General features: G+C 61.2%; 11 protein-coding genes and 1 pseudogene. 6 read left to right on the top strand and 6 right to left on the bottom strand.

Translation table 11 applies throughout. From position 1 onward, the window contains the following. Positions 1 to 3 precede the first annotated feature (3 nt). Complete coding sequence (locus AACY36_RS01115; protein ID WP_339417792.1) at positions 4 to 486, top strand: CS1 type fimbrial major subunit; 483 nt, start codon at positions 4 to 6, stop codon at positions 484 to 486. An 18-nt stretch (positions 487 to 504) separates the two neighbouring features. Continuing rightward, entirely contained in the window at positions 505 to 1,716 is a 1,212-nt protein-coding gene (locus AACY36_RS01110) for a hypothetical protein (protein WP_339417793.1), read from the top strand. 66 nt (positions 1,717 to 1,782) lie between these two features. Here the strand turns inward: AACY36_RS01110 and AACY36_RS01105 are convergent, their stop codons facing one another. Continuing rightward, positions 1,783 to 6,642 (bottom strand): NEL-type E3 ubiquitin ligase domain-containing protein, encoded by a 4,860-nt coding sequence (locus tag AACY36_RS01105; protein WP_339496685.1) that lies wholly within the window; start codon positions 6,640 to 6,642, stop codon positions 1,783 to 1,785. Positions 6,643 to 6,859: 217 nt separating this feature from the next. Between AACY36_RS01105 and AACY36_RS01100 the strand changes: the two genes are divergently transcribed. Further along, a complete protein-coding gene (locus AACY36_RS01100) occupies positions 6,860 to 11,443 on the top strand; it encodes a hypothetical protein (protein ID WP_339417797.1) in 4,584 nt (1,527 codons plus the stop codon). 96 nt (positions 11,444 to 11,539) lie between these two features. On the opposite strand, the gene AACY36_RS01095 is transcribed toward AACY36_RS01100, so the two are convergent. Both AACY36_RS01095 and AACY36_RS01090 read right to left on the bottom strand, forming a co-directional pair. After that, positions 11,540 to 11,674 (bottom strand): hypothetical protein, encoded by a 135-nt coding sequence (locus AACY36_RS01095; RefSeq protein WP_339417861.1) that lies wholly within the window; start codon positions 11,672 to 11,674, stop codon positions 11,540 to 11,542. Positions 11,675 to 11,682: 8 nt separating this feature from the next. Further along, positions 11,683 to 12,299, bottom strand: a pseudogene (locus AACY36_RS01090) (transglycosylase domain-containing protein); the annotation flags it as partial. Positions 12,300 to 12,478: 179 nt separating this feature from the next. On the opposite strand from AACY36_RS01090, the gene AACY36_RS01085 reads away from it, so the two are divergent. Next, positions 12,479 to 13,897 (top strand): amino acid permease, encoded by a 1,419-nt coding sequence (locus AACY36_RS01085; RefSeq protein ID WP_339417799.1) that lies wholly within the window; start codon positions 12,479 to 12,481, stop codon positions 13,895 to 13,897. A gap of 39 nt (positions 13,898 to 13,936) precedes the next feature. On the opposite strand, the gene AACY36_RS01080 is transcribed toward AACY36_RS01085, so the two are convergent. The 3 genes from AACY36_RS01080 to AACY36_RS01070 form a co-directional block, all read right to left on the bottom strand. Continuing rightward, positions 13,937 to 15,067 (bottom strand): OpgC family protein, encoded by a 1,131-nt coding sequence (locus tag AACY36_RS01080; RefSeq protein ID WP_339417800.1) that lies wholly within the window; start codon positions 15,065 to 15,067, stop codon positions 13,937 to 13,939. A 174-nt stretch (positions 15,068 to 15,241) separates the two neighbouring features. Continuing rightward, positions 15,242 to 16,861, bottom strand: coding sequence for an FMN-binding glutamate synthase family protein (locus AACY36_RS01075; RefSeq protein WP_339496684.1), 1,620 nt, complete (start codon positions 16,859 to 16,861; stop codon positions 15,242 to 15,244). A gap of 28 nt (positions 16,862 to 16,889) precedes the next feature. Continuing rightward, positions 16,890 to 17,654, bottom strand: coding sequence for a helix-turn-helix transcriptional regulator (locus AACY36_RS01070; protein ID WP_339435860.1), 765 nt, complete (start codon positions 17,652 to 17,654; stop codon positions 16,890 to 16,892). 93 nt (positions 17,655 to 17,747) lie between these two features. On the opposite strand from AACY36_RS01070, the gene AACY36_RS01065 reads away from it, so the two are divergent. Further along, complete coding sequence (locus tag AACY36_RS01065; protein WP_339417806.1) at positions 17,748 to 18,563, top strand: carbon-nitrogen hydrolase family protein; 816 nt, start codon at positions 17,748 to 17,750, stop codon at positions 18,561 to 18,563. A 92-nt stretch (positions 18,564 to 18,655) separates the two neighbouring features. Beyond that, positions 18,656 to 19,981 carry an APC family permease gene (locus tag AACY36_RS01060; RefSeq protein ID WP_339417807.1) on the top strand — a complete coding sequence of 442 codons (1,326 nt, stop codon included), beginning with the start codon at positions 18,656 to 18,658 and terminating at the stop codon, positions 19,979 to 19,981. Positions 19,982 to 20,064: the final 83 nt, after the last annotated feature.

Raw genomic sequence — 20,064 nt, 5'->3', positions numbered from 1 at the left:
CCTATGTACAAGCTCCTGGCCCTGGCCATGTTAGTCATCGTCCTTGGGATGACGGGGTCGCGGATTCACGCCGCCGTTGAGCGCGAGACGTTTGAAGTGTCTGTGACCATTCCGACGGCCGACTTTTATGTGCTGCCGGTCGACCCGCAACTGGTGCAGCGCGACCAGAAACTGGTCTACAACCCGGTGAGTTCCCAGTTGGCCACCTTGCGCGCGCCGTTCGATGTGAAAAATATCGCTGGGGCCATTGGTGCGCGGCTGGACCAGGAGGCGTACCTGTCCAACGGCACCGAGCGCGTTGACCTGCGCGTGACCTTCAATGAGGTGGAATTGGGGTTGAACCAGACCGAGGTGGTGTCCACAGCCCAAGCGCGGCCCGGCACACGCGTGAGCCTGGAAATCGCCGCCATCAAACCGGACGACGATTACCGGCCCGGCCATTACTACGGCACCGTGCACATGGTGTTCGATGCAATTGCGCCCTGATCGACTGGAGATTTATTGATGAATGTATTGAATGGGCGCTGGATTGCGATGCTCGCATTTTTTTTGTGGACGGCGCATGCCCAGGCGCTCGTGCAGGAAATGACGGCTGAGTTTCGCCCTGACCCGTCTAATCCGATGATCAATCGGTTTAAAAACACCACGCCGGAAAGTGGCATTTGTCCTTGGCATATGCCAGAGCGTTGCAAGCAATTAGGTATCTTCAGTATTCGGACCACGGCGATTCAGTTCAACTCCAGTGGCCCAATCCTGGGCAATCACACAGACCCGCGCAAAGGCGCGATGTTCAAGGTGCCCACCGAATGGCGTGACCTGCAGGTGACCAATACGGTGACAGCAAAAACCGAAACGCTGCAGGTCAGAATTGCTGGCATTGGGGGTAAGTACGTGTTGCCCGTTGCTGACCGGTGGCTTTGGCTTTATGGCACTCTTGGATGGAAAATCGCCCGAAGTCCTTGCGTGTCCACGGACTACGCGATTGGCAACGATCTCTTTTTGTTGTGGTCGTGGATCACACCCGTTGGCATCGGAGCGTGCGCTGTGCCTGCGGCCAAGGACATTTCAACCCTGTTTTACGAAACGTTCGAGTATTCGTACGAATTGAAAACCCCCAACCCCTTGCAAATGGATGCCGGCCAATACGTTGGCAGCACGACCTACACCATCGGGCCCGGTGCGGATTTTGACTTCGGCGACATCATGATCCCCACCGACAACGTGCTGACCTTCAACTTCACCCTGGATGTGGATCACCACCTCAAAGCCGAAGTCCCCCCTGGTGGCAACCGCATCCAGCTTGAACCCCAGGGCGGCTGGCAAGCCTGGCTGCAGAACGGCCGTAGGCCCAGCCGGCTGTTCCGCGACCAGACCGTCAACCTGTGGGCCAGCTCGCAATTCAAGATGACCCTGGAATGCCCGGAACCCATGGGCAACAGCTGCAGCCTGCGTAACGCTGCCGGTCATCAGGTACCGCTGGACGTCGCCGTCAGTTTGCCGCATGGCCTTGTCGACGCTGCCGGGCGCCCGGTCAACCGCTTGCCCCTGCGCCTGGACGGCAGCGGTACCGAACTGTTCCAGCCGATAAACTACATCAACCGCAAACCCAGCACTTTGCACTTTGAAGTCAAGGCCGACGCCGTGGCCGAAATGCTTGAACAGGCCGGGAGTACCTACAGCGGCGTAGTCACCGTGGTGTGGGATTCGCAGGCCTAGCGTTTCCCGTGGCGAGCGGGCCTGTTGTGTCACGCGGGCGCGCCCGCTCGCCACGGCGCTCAATAGTTAGTGCGCTTGCTGTGGCGTGCCCCGGCCGCTTTCGTAGTCGTTCAGGCGATGTAAGGCGTTGCGGGTCAGTTGGTGGGCAAGGGCGGTTTCACTGATTTGGTCATCCGTGAAGCCGCCTGCGAGCAGACGTTCGTACGTTTCGGTGGTCATTGGCTTGCCCGTGAGGACCACGTCGTGGGGCACGTTCAGCGCATCCGCCAACGTCAGCAGGTGTTGCTTGAGCGTGGGTTGCTCTTCAGGGGGCCGCGATTGGCCTTTAGCCCATTGATCTTGCGCGTCTCGCAGTTCGTCCAGTGGGCCGATCAACTCATAGCCGCGGTCCAGGCTAGCGGCGAATTGCTCGGCATGCCGGGCATGCAAATACTCAACCCAGAACGGCTGATCGAGCATGCCCGCCGCCAGTCCGTCCCCGGCCTCTTGAGCGATCACCTGGTTGTACGCCGTTTCAAGGCTGGGTTCATCCACCTGCGCTGTCATGCGGTAGGTCATGTGCTCGGCGATCCAGGGCAAGTCGAGGCGTCGTTTGAGCCCGGTGTGGTAGGCCAGGTAAACCTCCACCTCATCCACCGTTCCCGGCACACCGTCGATAACGTCAGTGGTAAAGCGCAACCCGTGTCCGCCTTCCTCGGGCGCAGTGATGCGCAAGCGGATAGCGGCTTGCGCCACTTTGTTCAGGCGATCCAGGCGTGTTTTATCCCTGGCCAGGTGGGACAGTTTCAAGTCCCGATCGAGGCCGAGCAGATCACGGTTGATCTCGACGAGCAGCACCTCGTAGCCCATGGCATTGAACACATGTGCGCCGGCATCGGCGCAGGTCAACGGGTTGCTGGCCATGAGAAACAGTCGCAAGCGCAGCGCCTCATCGCCTTGCATCGCCAACAGCATGCGCCAGACCTTTGCGGTCAGTTCGCGGCGACCCTGTGCAAACATCGCTTCATCGTTGGGGTCCTCGAAATACGCCGACGGTTCAAGGCTCTTGATCACCTCAAAGAACCCCTGCGAGCCGTGTTCCTCTTCAAGTTCCTGCCACAGTTGCCGCAGCCAGGGGCTGTGTTCAGGCGTTTCGAGTTCAAGCCAATAAGCCGCGTCGCCTTTCGGCGGATAGAGGCGGAACGGGTCCAGCCCTGCCTCGATCCGGTAGCTCACCAGTCGTTTCTCGGCGTCAGTGGTCAGGTGGTTGCGATCCAGGCGCACCCGCGCCACCAGTTCGGCCTCGGGCTGCCAGGGCAGAAATGCCGGCACGTCGATAATCGCCGTGTGTTGTATATCGAGAAAAAAATGCGCCGGGCTCCGCCTTGGAAACAGCCCTTGCGGCCATTCGCTGATCGCCGTGTTGCGCAGGCACAGCCAGCGCAGGTCAGGCAGTTGGGAAAGGTTTGGCGCTACAGTCAGGTTGCGGTTGTCCGCCAGGGACAAGCGCCGCAGACGCCGCATGCCGCTGAGCTTGGCCAGACCGTGCGCCTCCCACTGAATCGGCGTGCGATCCAGGTTCAGGGTTGTCAGGCTGCGCATTCCGGTCAGCGCATCAGGCAAGCGCGTCAATCCATTGCCGGAAAGGTCCAGGTTGTGCAGCCGTGGAAACACGCTGAGAAAGTGCGTATCGCTGTCGGTCAGTTCGGCGTCGATCAAATCCAGCTGCAAGATATGTTCAAAGCGGGTACGCAGGCGCAGGTCGCTCAGCAGCCCTGACAGCTCAACCCCATTGAGGGTCAAGCCGAAACCGTCCGGGTCGGGGTCAATGTTCTGTTCCCAGGTGCGCAGCAGCGCCGTGGCCAATTCTTGCTTTATGCGGCCCATGTGCGGGTGTTCCAGCGCCGGCGCGGCGTCCAGCCAATTATTCAGGTCTTCCTCCAGGCGGGATTTTTCCAGCGCTCGCGCCTCGAAAAGATCGCGTTGCACCGAGTCATCGAGGCCCAGCAGATAAGTCTCGATCACGATCTGCGGCGCAAAAGGGTAGAGCGCCTTGACCCGATCCCTCAACGACGTGGGAAACAGCTCGCACATCCATTGACCCATCCGGTGCATCGGTTTTTGCGTCAGCACCAGCGCATCCCTGGGCGCGTTCGCGGGCTTACCGGCCGGTTCAAACAGGCTGCGCCGTTGCTGCGGCGTTTGAATGCGGTCCATCAGCCAGCGCTTGAGCGTCGTCCCCTCATTGAGCTTCAGGGCGGCGCTTGTGTCGACGGGCAACGCCAGTAGCAGCGCGTCAAAAAAATCATCCATGTGTTGCAACGCGTGCTGACGCTCGTCGTACAGCTGATAACCGCCATCGTGCGCGACCAGCACCCGCGTGCGGCGTGCACCCTGCGGCCCGGCACTCGCGCGCAGAGTGCCCTGCAGGTGTTGCTGGCGCACTTCGATTCGACAATCACCCAGCGCATCGCTGTTGACGCGCAGGGTATTGAGGCTCATCTGTTCGGCATCGGCGCCGAACAGTTCGGGTTCGTGCAAGCCCTGAAAGGCATGGGCGGCGCGTGCCTGCCACTGCCATTCGCGGGCGAGATTTTTCAAGCGCAGAGGCAGGCGTTGTTCTTCGCGCAGGCGCCTCAACTCCGCCGGGCGGGCGTGGTCGAGCACACTTTGCAACAGGCTTTTGGGCAGGTCCGGCATGGCTTGACGCACCCGCAACGCGGTTTCATCGTGCAGCTCTTCGCTGTTGCGATACAGGTAGTCGAACACCGCACCATGACGGCGCTCGAGGTTGTCGGCGAGGCGCTCACGCAGTGCCTGGATGCGCGCCGGGCGCTGGTCCGGCAACTCGCCGAGCAGCGCGCTCAGTTGTGTGTCGTCGAGCACGTCTAGCAGGCGCTCCGGCAACGTGCCTTGGTTAAGGGCCTCCTGGCTGATGGCAAGTACCTCGCCGGCGTCCGGCTCACCGAAGCGTAAGCAAGCGCCGCTGAGGTCTGCGTTTTCATACACGTCGATCGCCACATCGGCCGGCCAACCCTGCAGCTCACGGGCCAGGTGCGGGCTCCAGTAAGTGTCCTGGTCCACCGGTTTGCCCTCACGCAAGCGCTGCACCATGTCGCGGGTGTCCTGGCTCAGGCGCACGCGTTTGACGGTGTCGTCCAACAACGGTGCGCGCAGGTGCTCTGATTGCACGGCGCGCAATACGCCATGGTCGACACCGCTGATGCTGCGGATGTGCGCCTGTTGCTCGTCGCTGAACGGCCCCAGTTGGCGCCACAGTTGTTGTTCACTCCAGGCTTGCGGCTGGTCGAGGTACTGCAGGGGCGGCGCATAGGCGTCCGGGCGGCTGGCGTGCTGGACCCGGTAGGTGGCCTCAGGCGCATCCAGGGCGACGGCATAGTGTTGGCCATCCACCGGCAACAAGCTGCGGTCATTGTGCTGGAGTAGGCCGCGCTCATCCGGCGTCAAGTCGGCGGGCAGGTCCAGTCGCGGTTGCGCGTAGGGCTTTGGATCAGGGTTCCACAACTGCGTTTTGCCGTTGAAGCTGATCGGCTTGAGCTGATTGACGAAGGCCGACTGTGCAAAGTGTCCGGCCACGCCAAAGGCACCCAGTTGCACCACCTGGCTGACCACGCCGATCAGATGGCCGGCGGCTTCGCGGGCCTGGCCCTCGGTGAGGTCCACCACACCTTCGACCACTTCATCGAGCAATTGATAGGCGGTATAGGCCAGTGTCAGCTCGCCCAGCAACGGCACGAACGGCGTGATCACCAGCAGCGCCGCATTGAATACTTCTTCGAGCAATTGACTGAAATTGTCCCACCAACTCCAACGAGCACGGCTGTCGGCGTAGGCGGTAGCCACCGCCAGTTCGCGGCCGTCGTTGAGTATTTTATTCAACATCGATTGGTAGCGGTGCTGCCACAAATCGCCATTGATGAGGGTTGCCTCAAAACGCGGGCGCTGTTGCAGCGCACTGAAAAAACGCCCGCGCTGCTGCTGATCGACGAACTGGCTGAAGAACGCTGGGTAGCCCGTATCCTTCAGCCTCGCTTGCAAGTCATCCATCAGCGCGACGGTGCTGACGTACTGCTTTATCGGGGTTTTCAGCTCGTGGGGGATGTACATCACGATGGGGACGAGGGTCGTGGCTGCAAGCAGATCAGGCGCAATCAGCAGGATGCCGGTCAGTTGCGTGTCCTGTATGCGCAGTTGATAAAACTGCATCACGCCGCGCTCGCCGGCTACGGCGCGCTGCACCAGGTGAAAGGTCGCCGCGTCGAGCTCACCGGTATGCAGCGCCAGGTGCGCCGCCGCGTTCAAGGCGGCTTTCTGGCTGGCGATGACCTCAGTTTGCAAGGCGTCCTTGTCTGCCTTTGCAGGCGGCTGCAGGTAACGCTGCAGATGCCGCTGGTACTGCGCGCCCAGGTCCAGCTCGCGGCACAGCGTCACGAACTGCGCGATGCTCATGCGGTCTTTCATCGGCGTGATCATGAAGTGCCCGCGCGCATCAGGCCGGGTGATGTAGCTGGAATCGGTACTGAACACCTCGCTCCTGGCGAAGTTGTGCAGCGCGGCGTCCAGCAGGGACACGCTGCGGCTGGTCGTGCCCTTGAGCCAGGTGCCTTTTTCGCTGTGCAAGAACAGGTAGATGGCCTTGACGTCGAGGTGCAGCGCGTAGCGTTGCTTCAGTGCATGGGTGAGCAAGGGTTCGGCGAAGGCGTGCAGGTCGAGCACTGCGTCCAGACGTTTATCGACGCTGTTCTGCGCACGCCAGGCGTGCGCGTTGGCACGTTTGAGCGGTGCTTGAGGCGTGCCGGCCAGCCGATGGAAGGTCGTCAGTGCCGCCATCGACGCGCCTTGCAGACGCTGGGCGCGCGGCCAGGCGGTGCTGCGCAGCCAGTCGGGAAGGTTGAGTGTGATCACAGCGTCAGGTGTGACAGGCATGGCGGATGACCTCGAGTGCTATTCAAGGTCATCAGCCTAAGGACCCGGTGCGGGCCTTGGGGTTACATAGTTAGCGCGTTTCGCCCTGGGCTTCACAGACGGCGGCATACGGGCAGCCCGCCGGTACCGCGGTGAACAGGCCAGGGGTAATTGTTTAGTGCCCGCGCGCCGCCGCTCCCGCCTAGGGTTGCGCTCAATCCCTGACTGAGAACGCACCATGACTGTCGATGCTCCACTGTCGCTACGCCAGGCTCATATCGAGCAGGTCTTGACCCTATTCGCCGATCCGCCCACGCTGTTCGTCGTGGCCCAGGATTGCGCCCAGGCCTGGCTGGACACCTATGCTGAGCAACACCGTAACGCTGCCGGGCTGATTTATCTGGGGTTTCCGGAGATCGAAACCGCCCCGACCACTTATCGCTACAAAAGCCTGCCGCAACTGTTGCTGGAGCGTCTGGCGGCGGCGCAACCGACGTTATTGGCCGCGGATTACCACGTGGTCGCGCAGCGCACCCGTGAAACCTACACCGTCGCAGGTCCGAGCCTGGCGACCGTGGAGCGGCTGATCAATCAATGCGGCGCCCTATTGCTCACCCGCTTCGCCCAGCGCTTGCAAGCCTGGTGGAATGAATCGCTGCCGGTGAACAGGACGCGCTGGGGGTATCTGTCCGACGAATTACTGGGGTTGCTCTACGATTCCCCGCGCCCGCCCGGCATGAGCGAGGCACGGTATGCCCAGGTGTTGCCCAAGTCGGGCCTGCATCGGCAGCGACCCAATCGCCACTGGAGCGCTCTTGGCCCTGCGCTGCGGGTACAGACCCTGCATCTGCGGCGTGGCAGGAACGAGCCCGTGCAGATGCTGCCGTTGCTGGTGCTCAGCCCCGCAGGGCAGGGGCCTGTGGTGTTGTTCAGCCCGGCCAGCGGCGTGCAGGTGCTCGATAACCTGCAAGCGGTGCAGGCCTTGTTGCCGGCTTATGCCAGCCCGTTATTGCCGGGCGCTGCCGGGGATTGGTTCGCTGTCGAGGTCGTGAGCGACCCGTTCGATGAATTGGCGGCGAGTTACCTGCAGCGCCAATTGCGGGAAATCGCCAGCCTGGATCTCGCGGTGCCACGTGCCGTCGAGGATTATCAGGCGCTGCTGAGGACCATTACCGATGTGCAGCGCTGGTTCATTCCGCGCTTGAGCCCCCGTCAGCAACAGCTGCGCGATCAGTTGCCGCTGTGGCTGCTGCACGTCGACGGACAAACCTGCAGCGCCTACGCGCGTCTGCTCCAGGCCCAGGTGCTGGCCCGGCAGGAAAACGGAACAGAGCATTTTCTGGATGATATTCCCGCACTCCCGGAATACGCCGAACAGCAGTTGCAGGCGTGTCTCAAGAACGACCCGAAAACCGCCACACTCGAACCCTCTGCGATCAGTGTGAGCTTTGACAAAGTCATCGCCGCCGCCGTGCCGGTGCCGGGCGGTTTCATTGCCGGGCAAGTGCAGTCAATTACCGTCACCTTGGCGCAGCTTGCCCTGGAAAACCTTGCCGGGTTTCCCTATACCGCGAAAAGCATCCGCCTCAAGGGGGAACCGGCGCCCGCGTGGTTGACCTACAACCTGCTCAAGACGTGTGTGACTAACGCCGATGTGGGCCAGACGTACCCTGCGCTGTTGAAGAAAACCCTGGTCGACGACCCGGTGCAAGCGACGCGCCGCCGGCGCTTATTCAGTCAGCAACTGCGCATCCAACTGCCCATGCAGGCGCTGGAGTGGCAGGTGAGCGGCCTGCACGGCCTGACCTTCCAGGGGTTTCGCCGGCTGCTGGCGGCGCTGCAAGACACGCGGGCGCAACGCCTGGTGGACGGGCAAGCCGTGGCGATGTGGCCACTGGCGTTCAAGGCAACACGCGACGCCGCGCCGGACGAGGTGGCGAATATGTTTATCATCGGCCCGGAGCAAGGCCAGCAAGGTGCGCATCTGTTGTACCGGCCCTTGTGCGTTCCGCTGCTGCTCGAATACCCCAGCCTCGATGCCCTGTTCGCGGCCGTACAGGCGCCTGGCGATTTGCAGGCCAGCGTCCTGAACTGGCTCGACCCGTCGCGCCAGGCGGTGTATGCCCACGGCGGTTTTCGCGAACCTCATGTGCGGCGTTTTTTGTCGGGCGATGAGTTCACTGCGTTCGAGGCGCCTGGGCCTGCGCAATTGAGCAAGCGGATCAATGTGGACGACCCCGCGCACCAAGTGTTCGCCGCCACTGCCCAGGCTATGGTTGCCCAAGCGGATCGGCAAAGCGTGTCGAACGCTGAACAGCGCTGGGCCAGCGTAAAGCAGGTTGGCTGGCTGTTGTTCGGTATTTTGCAACCGCTGCTCGGCGGCCCGGTGATGTTGGCGGGCTGGCTGGTGCAGGTGCTCGACAGTGCCCGGCAGGATATGCCTAGCCTGCAAAGCGATGACGACCAGACACGTAACGCCGCCGTCATGGACGTGCTTGCCAACCTGATGGCAATCCTCGCGCACCAGGCCTCGCCCCACGACGCGCGCCAGCATCTGCTGCTGGAACACCCGGTGTTCGCCCCTCTGGCCGCCCAGGAGCCGAGCCCGCTGCCGCCCACCTATCACGTTCCGCCGGTGAACTTCAGCGTACCGGCCGCTTGGGCCAATGCGCGTGACGTTCTGACGCCGCCGCTGCAGGCGCGTTTGCAAGGGTTTAGCCTGAACACCGTTGGCAAGCCCTGGCCCCAGGGCTTTACCGAGCAAAGCGGACCCTGGCAGGGGTTGTGGCATGACACCGCGCGCGCGCCCACGCAGTGGAAGGCGTTGGTGCGCGGCCAAGTGTTCGCCGTGCGCCTGCAACGGGGGCGGGCCCGTGTGATCAGCTCTGACGGGAGCCGGCTCGGGCCCTGGTTGAAACTCATCGGTGCCGGCCTGTGGGATATTGATCTGCAGTTGCGCCTCAGCGGGGGCGCGGACCAGGAGCCGAGCGAGCCTGTCGTGGACCGCAGTGTCCTGGAAGCTCAGTACCAGCATGCGATCAAGAATCGCACGCGCGCGCAACAGGCAGCGGAAGTTGCGTACGACCTGCTCAAAAACCCCAACAGCGGCGCCGACGAAAAAATGCTCAACGCATTCCGCGACCGCTACATCAAGGAGCTCAACGGCAAGGTGGCGTATTTGCTGCAGGAACTGAGGTTGCTCAGGCGCCTGCGGGAACTGGCGCCACGCCCGCGATACGAAGAAGAACTGAGTCAGATAGTGGAGTCGATTGTCCTCGCCGCACAATTGTCCGACGTCGTCAGCCGTGAACACATTCAGCGGGTCACGAATAAATTGCCCGCCGTGTTGAAGCAGTTGGAGGAGACGAGGCAAGCACAGTTTCATGACGAGCTGAGACAGATCATGCGTGAGCTGGCGACCCTGCATGGCAGCGCGATTCACTGGCGCACGATAGAAGAGCGCTACCTTGAAGAACTGCGCCAGGTCCCGCGACTGGGACGTGACAAGGCGCGCGTGTTAACCCTGCGTATGCCGCAACGTCCGTCGATCCTCGACCTGCAAACGTTGCAATTGACCACGCTTTGGAGTGCCGCCTTTGATGTGCGTGGTTCGCTGCTCAAGGATGATTTTATCGATGACATGAATGAAACGTTCGACCGCGCCCGTTTGGCCAGTCGCTCCCAGGTCGATTTGCAGCACTTGCAGTGCAGCCATGAACAACGCATCGAACTGCTCGAGAGCATTGATCGGGTCTACGCACAAACCGATGATCGCATCGAATTCTGGCGCGCCATGGAGCCGGATAAATTCGACCTGCCGTATCTGCAAAAACTCCAGGAACTGTTGGCATCCCTGCATCACCAGGCGCAACAGGACTTGGCGCAGTTGCTGCAACCTGCGCCGCGCCGCGTGATCAAACCCCGTCCTGAGGCGGCTGGCCAGTCAAGTGGGAAAATCATTCTTACCCGCAATCGCGACCTTTATGTGGCCCGGCTGAGCCCGGAACCCATGAGCGTCGAGACAGCCCAGTTGCATGACGCTGCGGGCGGTGTGATCGGTTCGTTCACCCAGGCCGACGATGGCGTTTGGGATCAGTTGAAAGCACCACCCCCCGTGCGTCCTGATCCAGAACTGGGGGCCTTGTTGAAAAAAGCGGACGTTCTGCTGCGTGATGAGGACAGGGCCATCGCCAATGTCGAGGCGATGATGGCTCGGGCCAACGATGCGGCGTCGCTTCAGGAACTGCTGGAGGCTCAGGGGCGTAGCCGTACGTTGGCGGCCGAGGCTATCAGGCACAAACTGAGCGGTCGGACGATCGTGCGACTCGAGAACGTCCAGCGCAGCAAAGCGCAGGATACCGAGGCGAAGTTGCGCCTGGCCGCGGCGCGGCTGGACGCGGCCGGGCTGGACGCGCGCATCCGCGCCAGCCGCAATAACCTACGCAGCGTCAATGACGTGGCGTTTTTGCAACAGCAGGGTGAAGTGAAGATCATCCGGCAGGGACAACGGGTGCCGCTGCGTGGGCGCCGCAATGATTTTTTGCAAGTGTACGCGGTGAACGACATCCACACCGGCCGCGCGCTGTGTTTTGCGCATTTTCACTACGCCAGTCGTCACGGGCCTGACGATCACTACACCTTCGGCCACATCAAAAGCCCCGAACAGAACCGCCTGGGTCGCCTGGCCCAGGCTGAGTTCGAAGCCCAGGCCTTTGCGCGCATGCGCCTCGGGCAGGGCGGCCGGGCGCAACAGACGCTGGAGATTTATCGCTCGCCTGTTGGATTGGCCATGGCACGTCGTCTGTTTTTCAGCCTCGACTGATCCCGTGGCAAGCGCGCTCGCCAGCGGACAGGCGTGGGCCTGAACGTTCTCTGACTGAATCGCATTGAGGCGATCCCGCGTGGGCTCAGCCCGGGCTCATGCACTGGCTGTGACTGCCCGGTCGCCGGAACTGCCAATCGCGGTGGCCAGTGAGGGTAGCAAGTGATCGAACGGATAGCCGAGCGCCTGCCAGCGCTGATGGATGTCGAGAAAGGCCTCGATCTCCAGCATGGTGCGGATACGCGGTCCAAGTCGTAGAGCGGACGTTGAAGCAAGGCGGCCAGACGGCTGCGGGCGACGCTGATGCCCTTGTTGGTATTGATCGGCTGGACGGTGGGTTGTAATTGCCAGTCGCGGTAGGCCAACGGCGCGCTCAAGGCGGCCTGCAACAACGGCGCATCAATCAGAGCATTCTGCGCGAACATACGCAGTTTCCAACTGCGTGGCCAGGGTACTGCCGCCGGCGCTTTGCCCCGGCAGGTGCAGCCGCTTGGCCACCTGAGACCACGCAGCCCTGGCAAAGCGTGGCCAGTCCACGGCAGGGTTGGCCTGGGGGGGCGCGGGGTCGAGCAGGTCGCGGTTTTCGATAAACAGCAAACGGTTGACCACCAGCGGCGGAATCGCGGTGAAACGCTCGTAGAGTTGCTGTGGATACACGTATTGATACAGCGGCACGGCACGGCAATCGGTGATCGACAACTCGGCGTGGCTCTTTTCGGCGTAGGGCACGAACAGGCCTTTGTGGGCGTACTCCAACAGTTCGGCAGAGAACTGCGTCTGGGCCTCGATCACATAACCACGCTTGAGCAGCCGGCCGATCAAACGGGCCGGCGCCCGGGTAGACGATGGCGTCGCTGAGGCATTTTTACGCTCAAGGCAGGTATAATGCCCCTGCCAAATGGCATTTCTGCGGTTTGTTTCACTGAATTTTTCGTGTTTTATAGTGAATCACTCTAAGCCCCGCTTTTTATACTGCACGCCCGCCAAGCTTGCTCCACGGCGGACACTCCAATAACAAAATGAGGTTGTACCTTTATGCCAGTCGGCAACCCACTGCCCCACGGCGAGACCGCTCAAGGCGGTCCGCTCAAACGCGAACTTGGCGAGCGGCACATTCGCCTGATGGCCCTAGGCGCCTGCATTGGTGTCGGCCTGTTCCTCGGTTCGGCCAAGGCCATTGAAATGGCCGGCCCGGCAATCATGCTGTCGTACATCATCGGTGGCCTGGCGATCCTGGTGATCATGCGTGCGCTCGGTGAGATGGCGGTGCACAACCCCGTCGCCGGTTCGTTCAGCCGTTATGCCCAGGATTACCTCGGCCCGTTGGCGGGCTTTCTCACCGGCTGGAACTACTGGTTCCTGTGGCTGGTAACGTGCGTTGCAGAGATCACCGCCGTGGCTGTGTACATGGGCGTGTGGTTCCCAGACACGCCGCGCTGGACCTGGGCCCTGGCGGCACTGATCAGCATGGGTACGATCAACCTCATCGCAGTAAAAGCCTTCGGTGAATTCGAATTCTGGTTCGCGTTGATCAAGATCGTCACCATCATTGCGATGGTCATCGGCGGCGTCGGCATCATCGCGTTCGGCTTTGGCAACAACGGCGTGGCGCTGGGTATTTCCAACCTGTGGGCCCATGGCGGTTTCATGCCCAACGGCGTGCAAGGCGTGTTGATGTCGCTGCAGATGGTGATGTTTGCCTACCTGGGCGTCGAGATGATCGGCCTCACCGCCGGTGAAGCACGCAACCCGCAGAAGACGATTCCAAGCGCTATCGGCTCGGTGTTCTGGCGCATCCTGCTGTTCTACGTCGGTGCGTTGTTTGTGATTCTGTCGATCTACCCGTGGAATGAAATCGGCACTCAGGGCAGCCCGTTCGTGATGACGTTCGAGCGCTTGGGCATCAAGACCGCTGCGGGCATCATCAACTTCGTGGTGATCACGGCGGCGCTGTCGTCGTGCAACGGCGGTATTTTCAGCACGGGGCGCATGCTCTACAGCCTGGCGCAGAACGGGCAGGCACCGGCCACCTTTGGCACCACCTCGAGCAATGGCGTGCCGCGCAAGGCGCTGTTGTTGTCGATCTTTGCTTTGTTGCTGGGCGTGCTGCTCAACTACCTGGTGCCGGACCAAGTATTCGTCTGGGTAACGTCCATCGCTACCTTTGGCGCGATCTGGACCTGGCTGATGATCCTGCTGGCCCAGCTCAAATTCCGCAAAAGCCTGAGTCCCGCTGAGCAGGCCGGTCTCAAGTACCGCATGTGGCTTTACCCGGTCAGTTCCTACCTGGCGCTGGCGTTCCTGGTGCTGGTGGTGGGCCTGATGGCGTACTTCCCGGATACTCGCGTGGCGTTGTATGTGGGGCCGGCCTTCCTGGTGCTGCTGACGGTGCTGTTCTACGTGTTCAAGCTGCAACCGAACAACGCGACTGCGGCGCCGGTGCGTTCGGCCTGACGCCACAAATGGCCCGCTGCGTGCAGCGGGTCATCCAGTCTATCCCGCGTGCACGCTTGCCTTGAGCGACTGATCCAGGCGCTTGTTGAACGCCAGCCACAGCGCTAGCAACCCCATCAGTGCAGCACCGGCCACAGCGGTCAGCAATTGAATCGCCAAGGCATCCCCGGCCATGGCATTGATCATGTCCGCCAACGGCGCGAGCACGACGCCCAGGCAAAACACCTCCAGCGAATAACGCCCCATGCGACAGGTATGTTGCGCCAGCCAGTTTTCGGTCCAGCCACGGCCCGGCAGCAGCTTGGCGGTGACATAAGCCAGGGCAAGGAAGTGCAGCAGGCGCAGCGGTGATAAGTCGGTCTTGCTGATGGGGTAGATGAGGTCGCTGATCATCGACGGCATCAGCGCATCGTGGATCTGCGGCCAGCGCCAGGACAGCGTGAGCACGCCGGCCATCAACACATAAATCGTTGCCGCGACAAACATCGGCTGGCGGCGCAGTGGCCGGGTGTCCACCGGCCGTTCTTGTCGGCTGTAGAGCGCCGCCGCACCTCCCAGTATGAACAGCAGTTGCCAAGTGACGGGGTTGAAGTACCAGACACCATCGGCAATCGCCCGCAGGTTCCAGCCCATCCACGGCGCCAGCAAGTAGAGCGTCGTAGACACGGCCACCACTGCCCAGGTATTGCGCAGCATCAACGGCAACACCAGCGGCAGCCCTGCCAGCAGCACAATGTAGAGCGGCAACGGGTCCATCAGGTTGGGTTTGAAACGCAGCAGCAGCTCATCGGTCAGCGCTTGCTGCGGTTGGGTGACGAAGTGCGTCAGGCCCATCTCTTCGACAAGGTCGCGGGTTTCCACGTGGCTGTTGGCGAAGAACACGATGCCCATCAGCATCGCCAGCAGGAAGATATGCACCACATATAACACCCAGGCACGCCGCAGGATTTTCAGCGAGGCAATCCAATAGCCATCGCGTTGCAGGATCTTGCCGTAGGCCAATACCGCCGCGTAGCCGGCGAGAAATACAAACACCTCAGCCGCATCGCTGAAGCCGAAGTTGCGCAGCGTGATCTGGCCGAGCGGGTTGTGGGGGACGTGATCCCAGAAAATGAAGATCAACGCCAGGCCCCGAAAAAAATCGATGCGCGGGTCGCGTCCGTTCAACATGGCAGCGGGCTCTTGTACGAAATGTTTATTAAAGACAGGCAGGCGTGGGCGTTGGCGCACGCCACCCGTCGGGCGGGCGCAGGTTGGCGGTATTTGTAAGCAATTGCAAAGGTTGGGTATTACTGAATGTCTCGACGGCCTGCCCGGCACGGGCAGGCTCAAGAAGGAGGGTTATCAGGCAGCGACGACTTCCTGCGCCTCAAAACTGTCCGCCCGCGCCATCTGCCACATGCGCGAGTAAAACTCACCGTTCACTTCACCGGTCAGTAATTCACCGGGCTTGAGGAACACATGCAACTGCGAGAACAACTTGATCTCAGTCGCCGACATACGTCGTACCAGGTGTTTGGCCGACAGTTGCGAGGGGTGATCGAGGCCGGCGGCGGCGAGCATTTCCGCCAGCGCTTTGAGCGTGTTGCGATGGAAGTTGAATACGCGCTGGGCCTTGTCCGGGACCACCAGCGCACGTTGACGCAATGGATCTTGGGTAGCAACGCCGGTCGGGCATTTGTTGGTGTGGCAGCTCTGCGATTGAATGCAACCGATCGCGAACATAAAGCCGCGCGCCGAGTTGGCCCAATCGGCGCCGATGGCCAGGACGCTGGCGATATCGAACGCGCTGACGATCTTGCCGCTGGCGCCGAGCTTGATCTTGTCGCGCAGGTTCAGGCCCACCAGGGTGTTGTGCACAAACAGCAGGCCTTCGCGCAGCGGTACGCCGATATGGTCGGTGAACTCCACGGGCGCGGCGCCGGTGCCGCCTTCCTTGCCATCCACTACGATAAAGTCCGGCAGGATGCCGGTTTCGAGCATGGCCTTGGCGATGCCCATGAATTCCCACGGGTGACCCAGGCAGAACTTGAAGCCTACCGGTTTGCCGCCGGACAGTTCGCGCAGTTGGGCGATGAACTGCATCAGTTCGATAGGGGTGGAAAACGCGCTGTGGCGCGACGGCGAGATGCAGTCTTCGCCCATCATGATGCCGCGGGTATCGGCAATTTCCTGGGTGACTTTGTGCTTGGGCAGGATCCCGCCATGGCCGGGTTTGGCGCCCTGGCTTAACTTGATTTCGATCATGCGCACTTGTGGATTCTGCGCCTGCACGGCGAAACGTTCCGGGTCGAAACGGCCGTCACTGGTGCGGCAGCCGAAATAGCCGCTGCCCAATTCCCAGGTCAGGTCGCCGCCGTTCTCACGGTGGTAGGAGCTGATACTGCCTTCGCCGGTGTCATGGGCGAAGTTGCCCAGTTTGGCACCTTGGTTCAACGCGCGAATTGCGTTGGCGCTCAACGAACCAAAGCTCATTGCCGAGATATTGAACACCGACGCCGAGTACGGTTGCGTGCACTGTGGGCCGCCAACCATCACGCGAAACGCGCTGGGGTCGCTGAGCGGCGCGGGGCGCATGGAGTGGCCGATGAATTCGAAACCTGACTGGTACACGTCGATCAAGGTGCCGAAGGGTTTGTCGGCAGATTCATTCTTGGCGCGCGAATACACCAATGAACGCTGGGCCCGGGAGAAGGGCAGGGCGTCGCTGTCGGACTCCAGCAGGTACTGGCGGATTTCCGGGCGGATGGCTTCTACCAGGTAACGGATATTGCCCAGGATCGGGTAGTTGCGGCGTACGGCGTGGGGGCTTTGCAGCAGGTCGAAAATCCCGATCAGGCTCAACACCCCGGTGACCACCGTGATCGGCCACAGCCATTCATGTTCGATAAAGGGGAGGCTGGCGAGGGTGAAAATGACGCACACGGCAAAGAAAGCGTAACGACTCAGTAGCGACAGGCTCATACGGGTTTCCTGAATTCGGACTCATCGGCTAGGCGTTTTGCGCCTGTAGAAAGATCGAGAACAGCTCTGACTGGGATTTGATCCCTAGCTTGCTGTACATGTGTTTCTTATGGACTTTCACGGTTTCAACAGAGATTTCCAGCTTACGAGCGATTTCTTTGCTGGAGCAACCGCTGAGCATCAAACGGCCCACATCCAGCTCGCGGGCGGTGAGTTGCGCGCCCCACTCATCATTCTGGACCGGCGGCTGCGGGGCGCTGACCTGGTGCAGTTCAAAGGGCAGGCGCTGGCGCAGCAGGCCCAGCACCCAGGGCTGGATCAACGACAGCAGGGCAATCTGCGCCGGGTCAAAGCGCTGCCTGGAGCCCAGTGACAGGCACAGGGTACGCCCATCCGGCTGCTGGCAATTAAATTGGATTTCATCAGCCACCACGTTCAGGCGGAAGTAGCGCTGATAGTACTCGGTGAGTTCGAAGTGCTCCGGCGCCACTTCGGCCAGGCGCAACAGCCCGGTGCGCGAGTGTTCACGGCTGGCGATGTAGAAGGGGTCGAGCAGGTACAGGCCGTTGAGGTAGTCCTGGAACAAATGATCCGGTGTGCCATCGACGCCTGGGCATTCGGCGAATACCAGCGGGCGGTGTTCGCTGCTGAACAGCAATACCACCCAACTGTCGAACGGCACGTATTGGTCCAGCAGGCGGACAAGCTGGGTCCAGAAATTGGGCTGGTCCAGGGCGTCTATCATTTGCCCCACCGAACGGTGCCAGGCGATGTCTTGCAATGACATGGTCATTGTTCTACCCCTATCGGGTTACCCCCGCCGCGTGATTCCCTGGCCGGTTGCGCCTGCGCATACTGCGGCACGTACACAGAACGAGGAATACCCATGAAGGTCGAATTTGCCCAGTTGGCGGGCCGTGATAACGGTACAGCTTACAACCTTGAGCGGGCCTTGGCGGCGATCGCTGCAGCGGCTGCGGACACGCAACTGATCGTCTTCCCGGAAACCCACCTGATGGGCTTCCCCAGCGCCGAGACCGTCGCTGACATCGCTGAACCGCTGGACGGGCCTACCGTGCAGGCTGTGATCCAGGCCGCCCGCGCGCGCCATATCGCCGTGGTGATCGGCATGGCCGAAAGCGACGACGGCCAATTCTATAACACCACCTTGCTGATCACCCCCGAAGGCATCGCCCTGCGTTATCGCAAGACCCATCTGTGGGCCTCGGATCGCGGTGTATTCGCCCCAGGCGATCGCTACGCCACTTGCCTCTGGAACGGTGTGCGCGTCGGTCTGTTGATCTGCTACGACATTGAGTTCCCGGAAACCGCCCGAGCCAATGCGCAACTGGGCGCCGAATTGCTGATCGTCACCAACGGCAACATGGACCCGTACGGCCCCACGCACCGCACCGCGATCATGGCGCGCGCCCAGGAAAACCAGGCGTTTGCGCTGATGGTCAACCGAGTGGAAGAGGGGGATGGCGGATTGTTGTTTGCCGGTGGCAGTGCGCTGGTGGACCCGTTTGGTACCTTGCTGTTTGAAGCCGGGCGCGACGAAGGGCAATTCACGGTCGAGCTGGATCTCGACCAATTGGCAGCGGCGCGAAAGGACTACCGCTACCTGGATGACCAGCGCTTGAAGTTGCCGGGTGAGGTGATCGAGCACACTGACGGCACGCGCGAACTGCTGATTCCTTAAGCCCGCTCACTACGATCGACATAAGAAAAACGACAACGGCTTCATCGACTTAAGTTCTGCCATAAATCTAATAATTTCGCGGAGAATCGCTCATGGCTCATTTGCAACGCACCCTGTCATTAGGGTCGGTGGTGCTGTTCGGCATCGCCTATATGACGCCGATCATTGTGCTCGGCACCTTCGGTATCCTGGCGCAATCCACTGCGGGTATGGTCCCCGCCGCTTATCTGGCAGCGCTTGTGGCGATGTTCTTCACCGCCATGAGTTACGGGCGCATGGCCTCGGCGTTTCCGGTCGCCGGTTCCGCCTACAGCTACGTGCGCAAAGCCATCAGCCCGAAACTGGGGTTTATCGCCGGCTGGGCAGTGCTGCTCGACTACCTGTTCCTGCCCATGGCGATATGGCTGATCGGTGCGGCGTACCTCAACTCAGCGTTCCCAGCGCTGGCGCAGTGGATCTGGGTGTTGGCGTTTATCGGCATCACCAGCGCCATCAATATCGTCGGCCTCAAGCTGGCGAACGGCATCAATGCCTTGCTGATGCTGGTGCAGTTTCTGGTGTTGATTGCGTTTGTGGCGCTGTGCATCCACTACATCGGTGGTGATGCTAGCAAGCCTCTATGGACGACCGCTCCGTTCTTCAACGGCCAGATGCAACTTCCGCTGATCATGAGCGGCGCGGCCATCGCTTGCTATTCATTCCTGGGCTTTGACGCGGTCAGCACCCTCACCGAAGAAACCCGCGACCCGCGCCGCACCATCCCACGAGCGATCATGTTGATCACCCTGATTGGCGGGCTGATTTTCGTGGCGGTGTCCTACTTTGTGCAGATCGCGCACCCGTCTTTCGAATTCACCAATGTGGATTCGGCGGCGTATGAAATCGCGCGCAACATCGGTGGCGACTTGTTTGTGTCGATCTTCCTGATCGGCCTGATCGTTGGCCAGTTCGCCTCGGGGCTGTCGGCCCAGGCCAGTGGTTCGCGCTTGTTGTTTGCGATGGGCCGCGACGGCGTGTTGCCCAAGTCGTTCTTTGGCTCCCTGCATGCGCGCTTTGGCACACCGGTCAACAGCATCCTGTTGTGCGCGGTGGTGGCGCTGCTGGCGTTGAAGCTGGACGTGACCACGTCCACATCGTTTATCAACTTCGGCGCCTTCCTGGCGTTCAGTCTGGTGAACCTGTCGGTGATCTTCCATTACTGGATCGGCGCCAAGCAACGGGGTGTGCGTGAGCTGATCCTGTTCCTGGTATTCCCGGCCATCGGCCTGCTGGCGGATTTATGGCTGATGGTCAGCCTCGATCACCTGGCGATTTACCTGGGCTTGGCGTGGTTGGCGATCGGGGTGGTTTACCTGGGCTTCCTCACCCGCGGTTTCTCTCGACAGCCACCGGAAATGGACTTCAAGGAAGCCGCATAGAAGCTACAGGCCTATCCTTATTGCAATCGGTTCTCGTTTGGGTGCATGATTTATGTTACTGTATAACGCATCAAAAGCACCCA

The sequence above is a fragment of the Pseudomonas sp. EA_15y_Pfl1_P101 genome, assembly GCF_963970835.1.
Classification (GTDB): Bacteria; Pseudomonadota; Gammaproteobacteria; order Pseudomonadales; family Pseudomonadaceae; genus Aquipseudomonas; species Aquipseudomonas tritici.
This window is presented reverse-complemented; position numbering and strand designations above follow the sequence as displayed.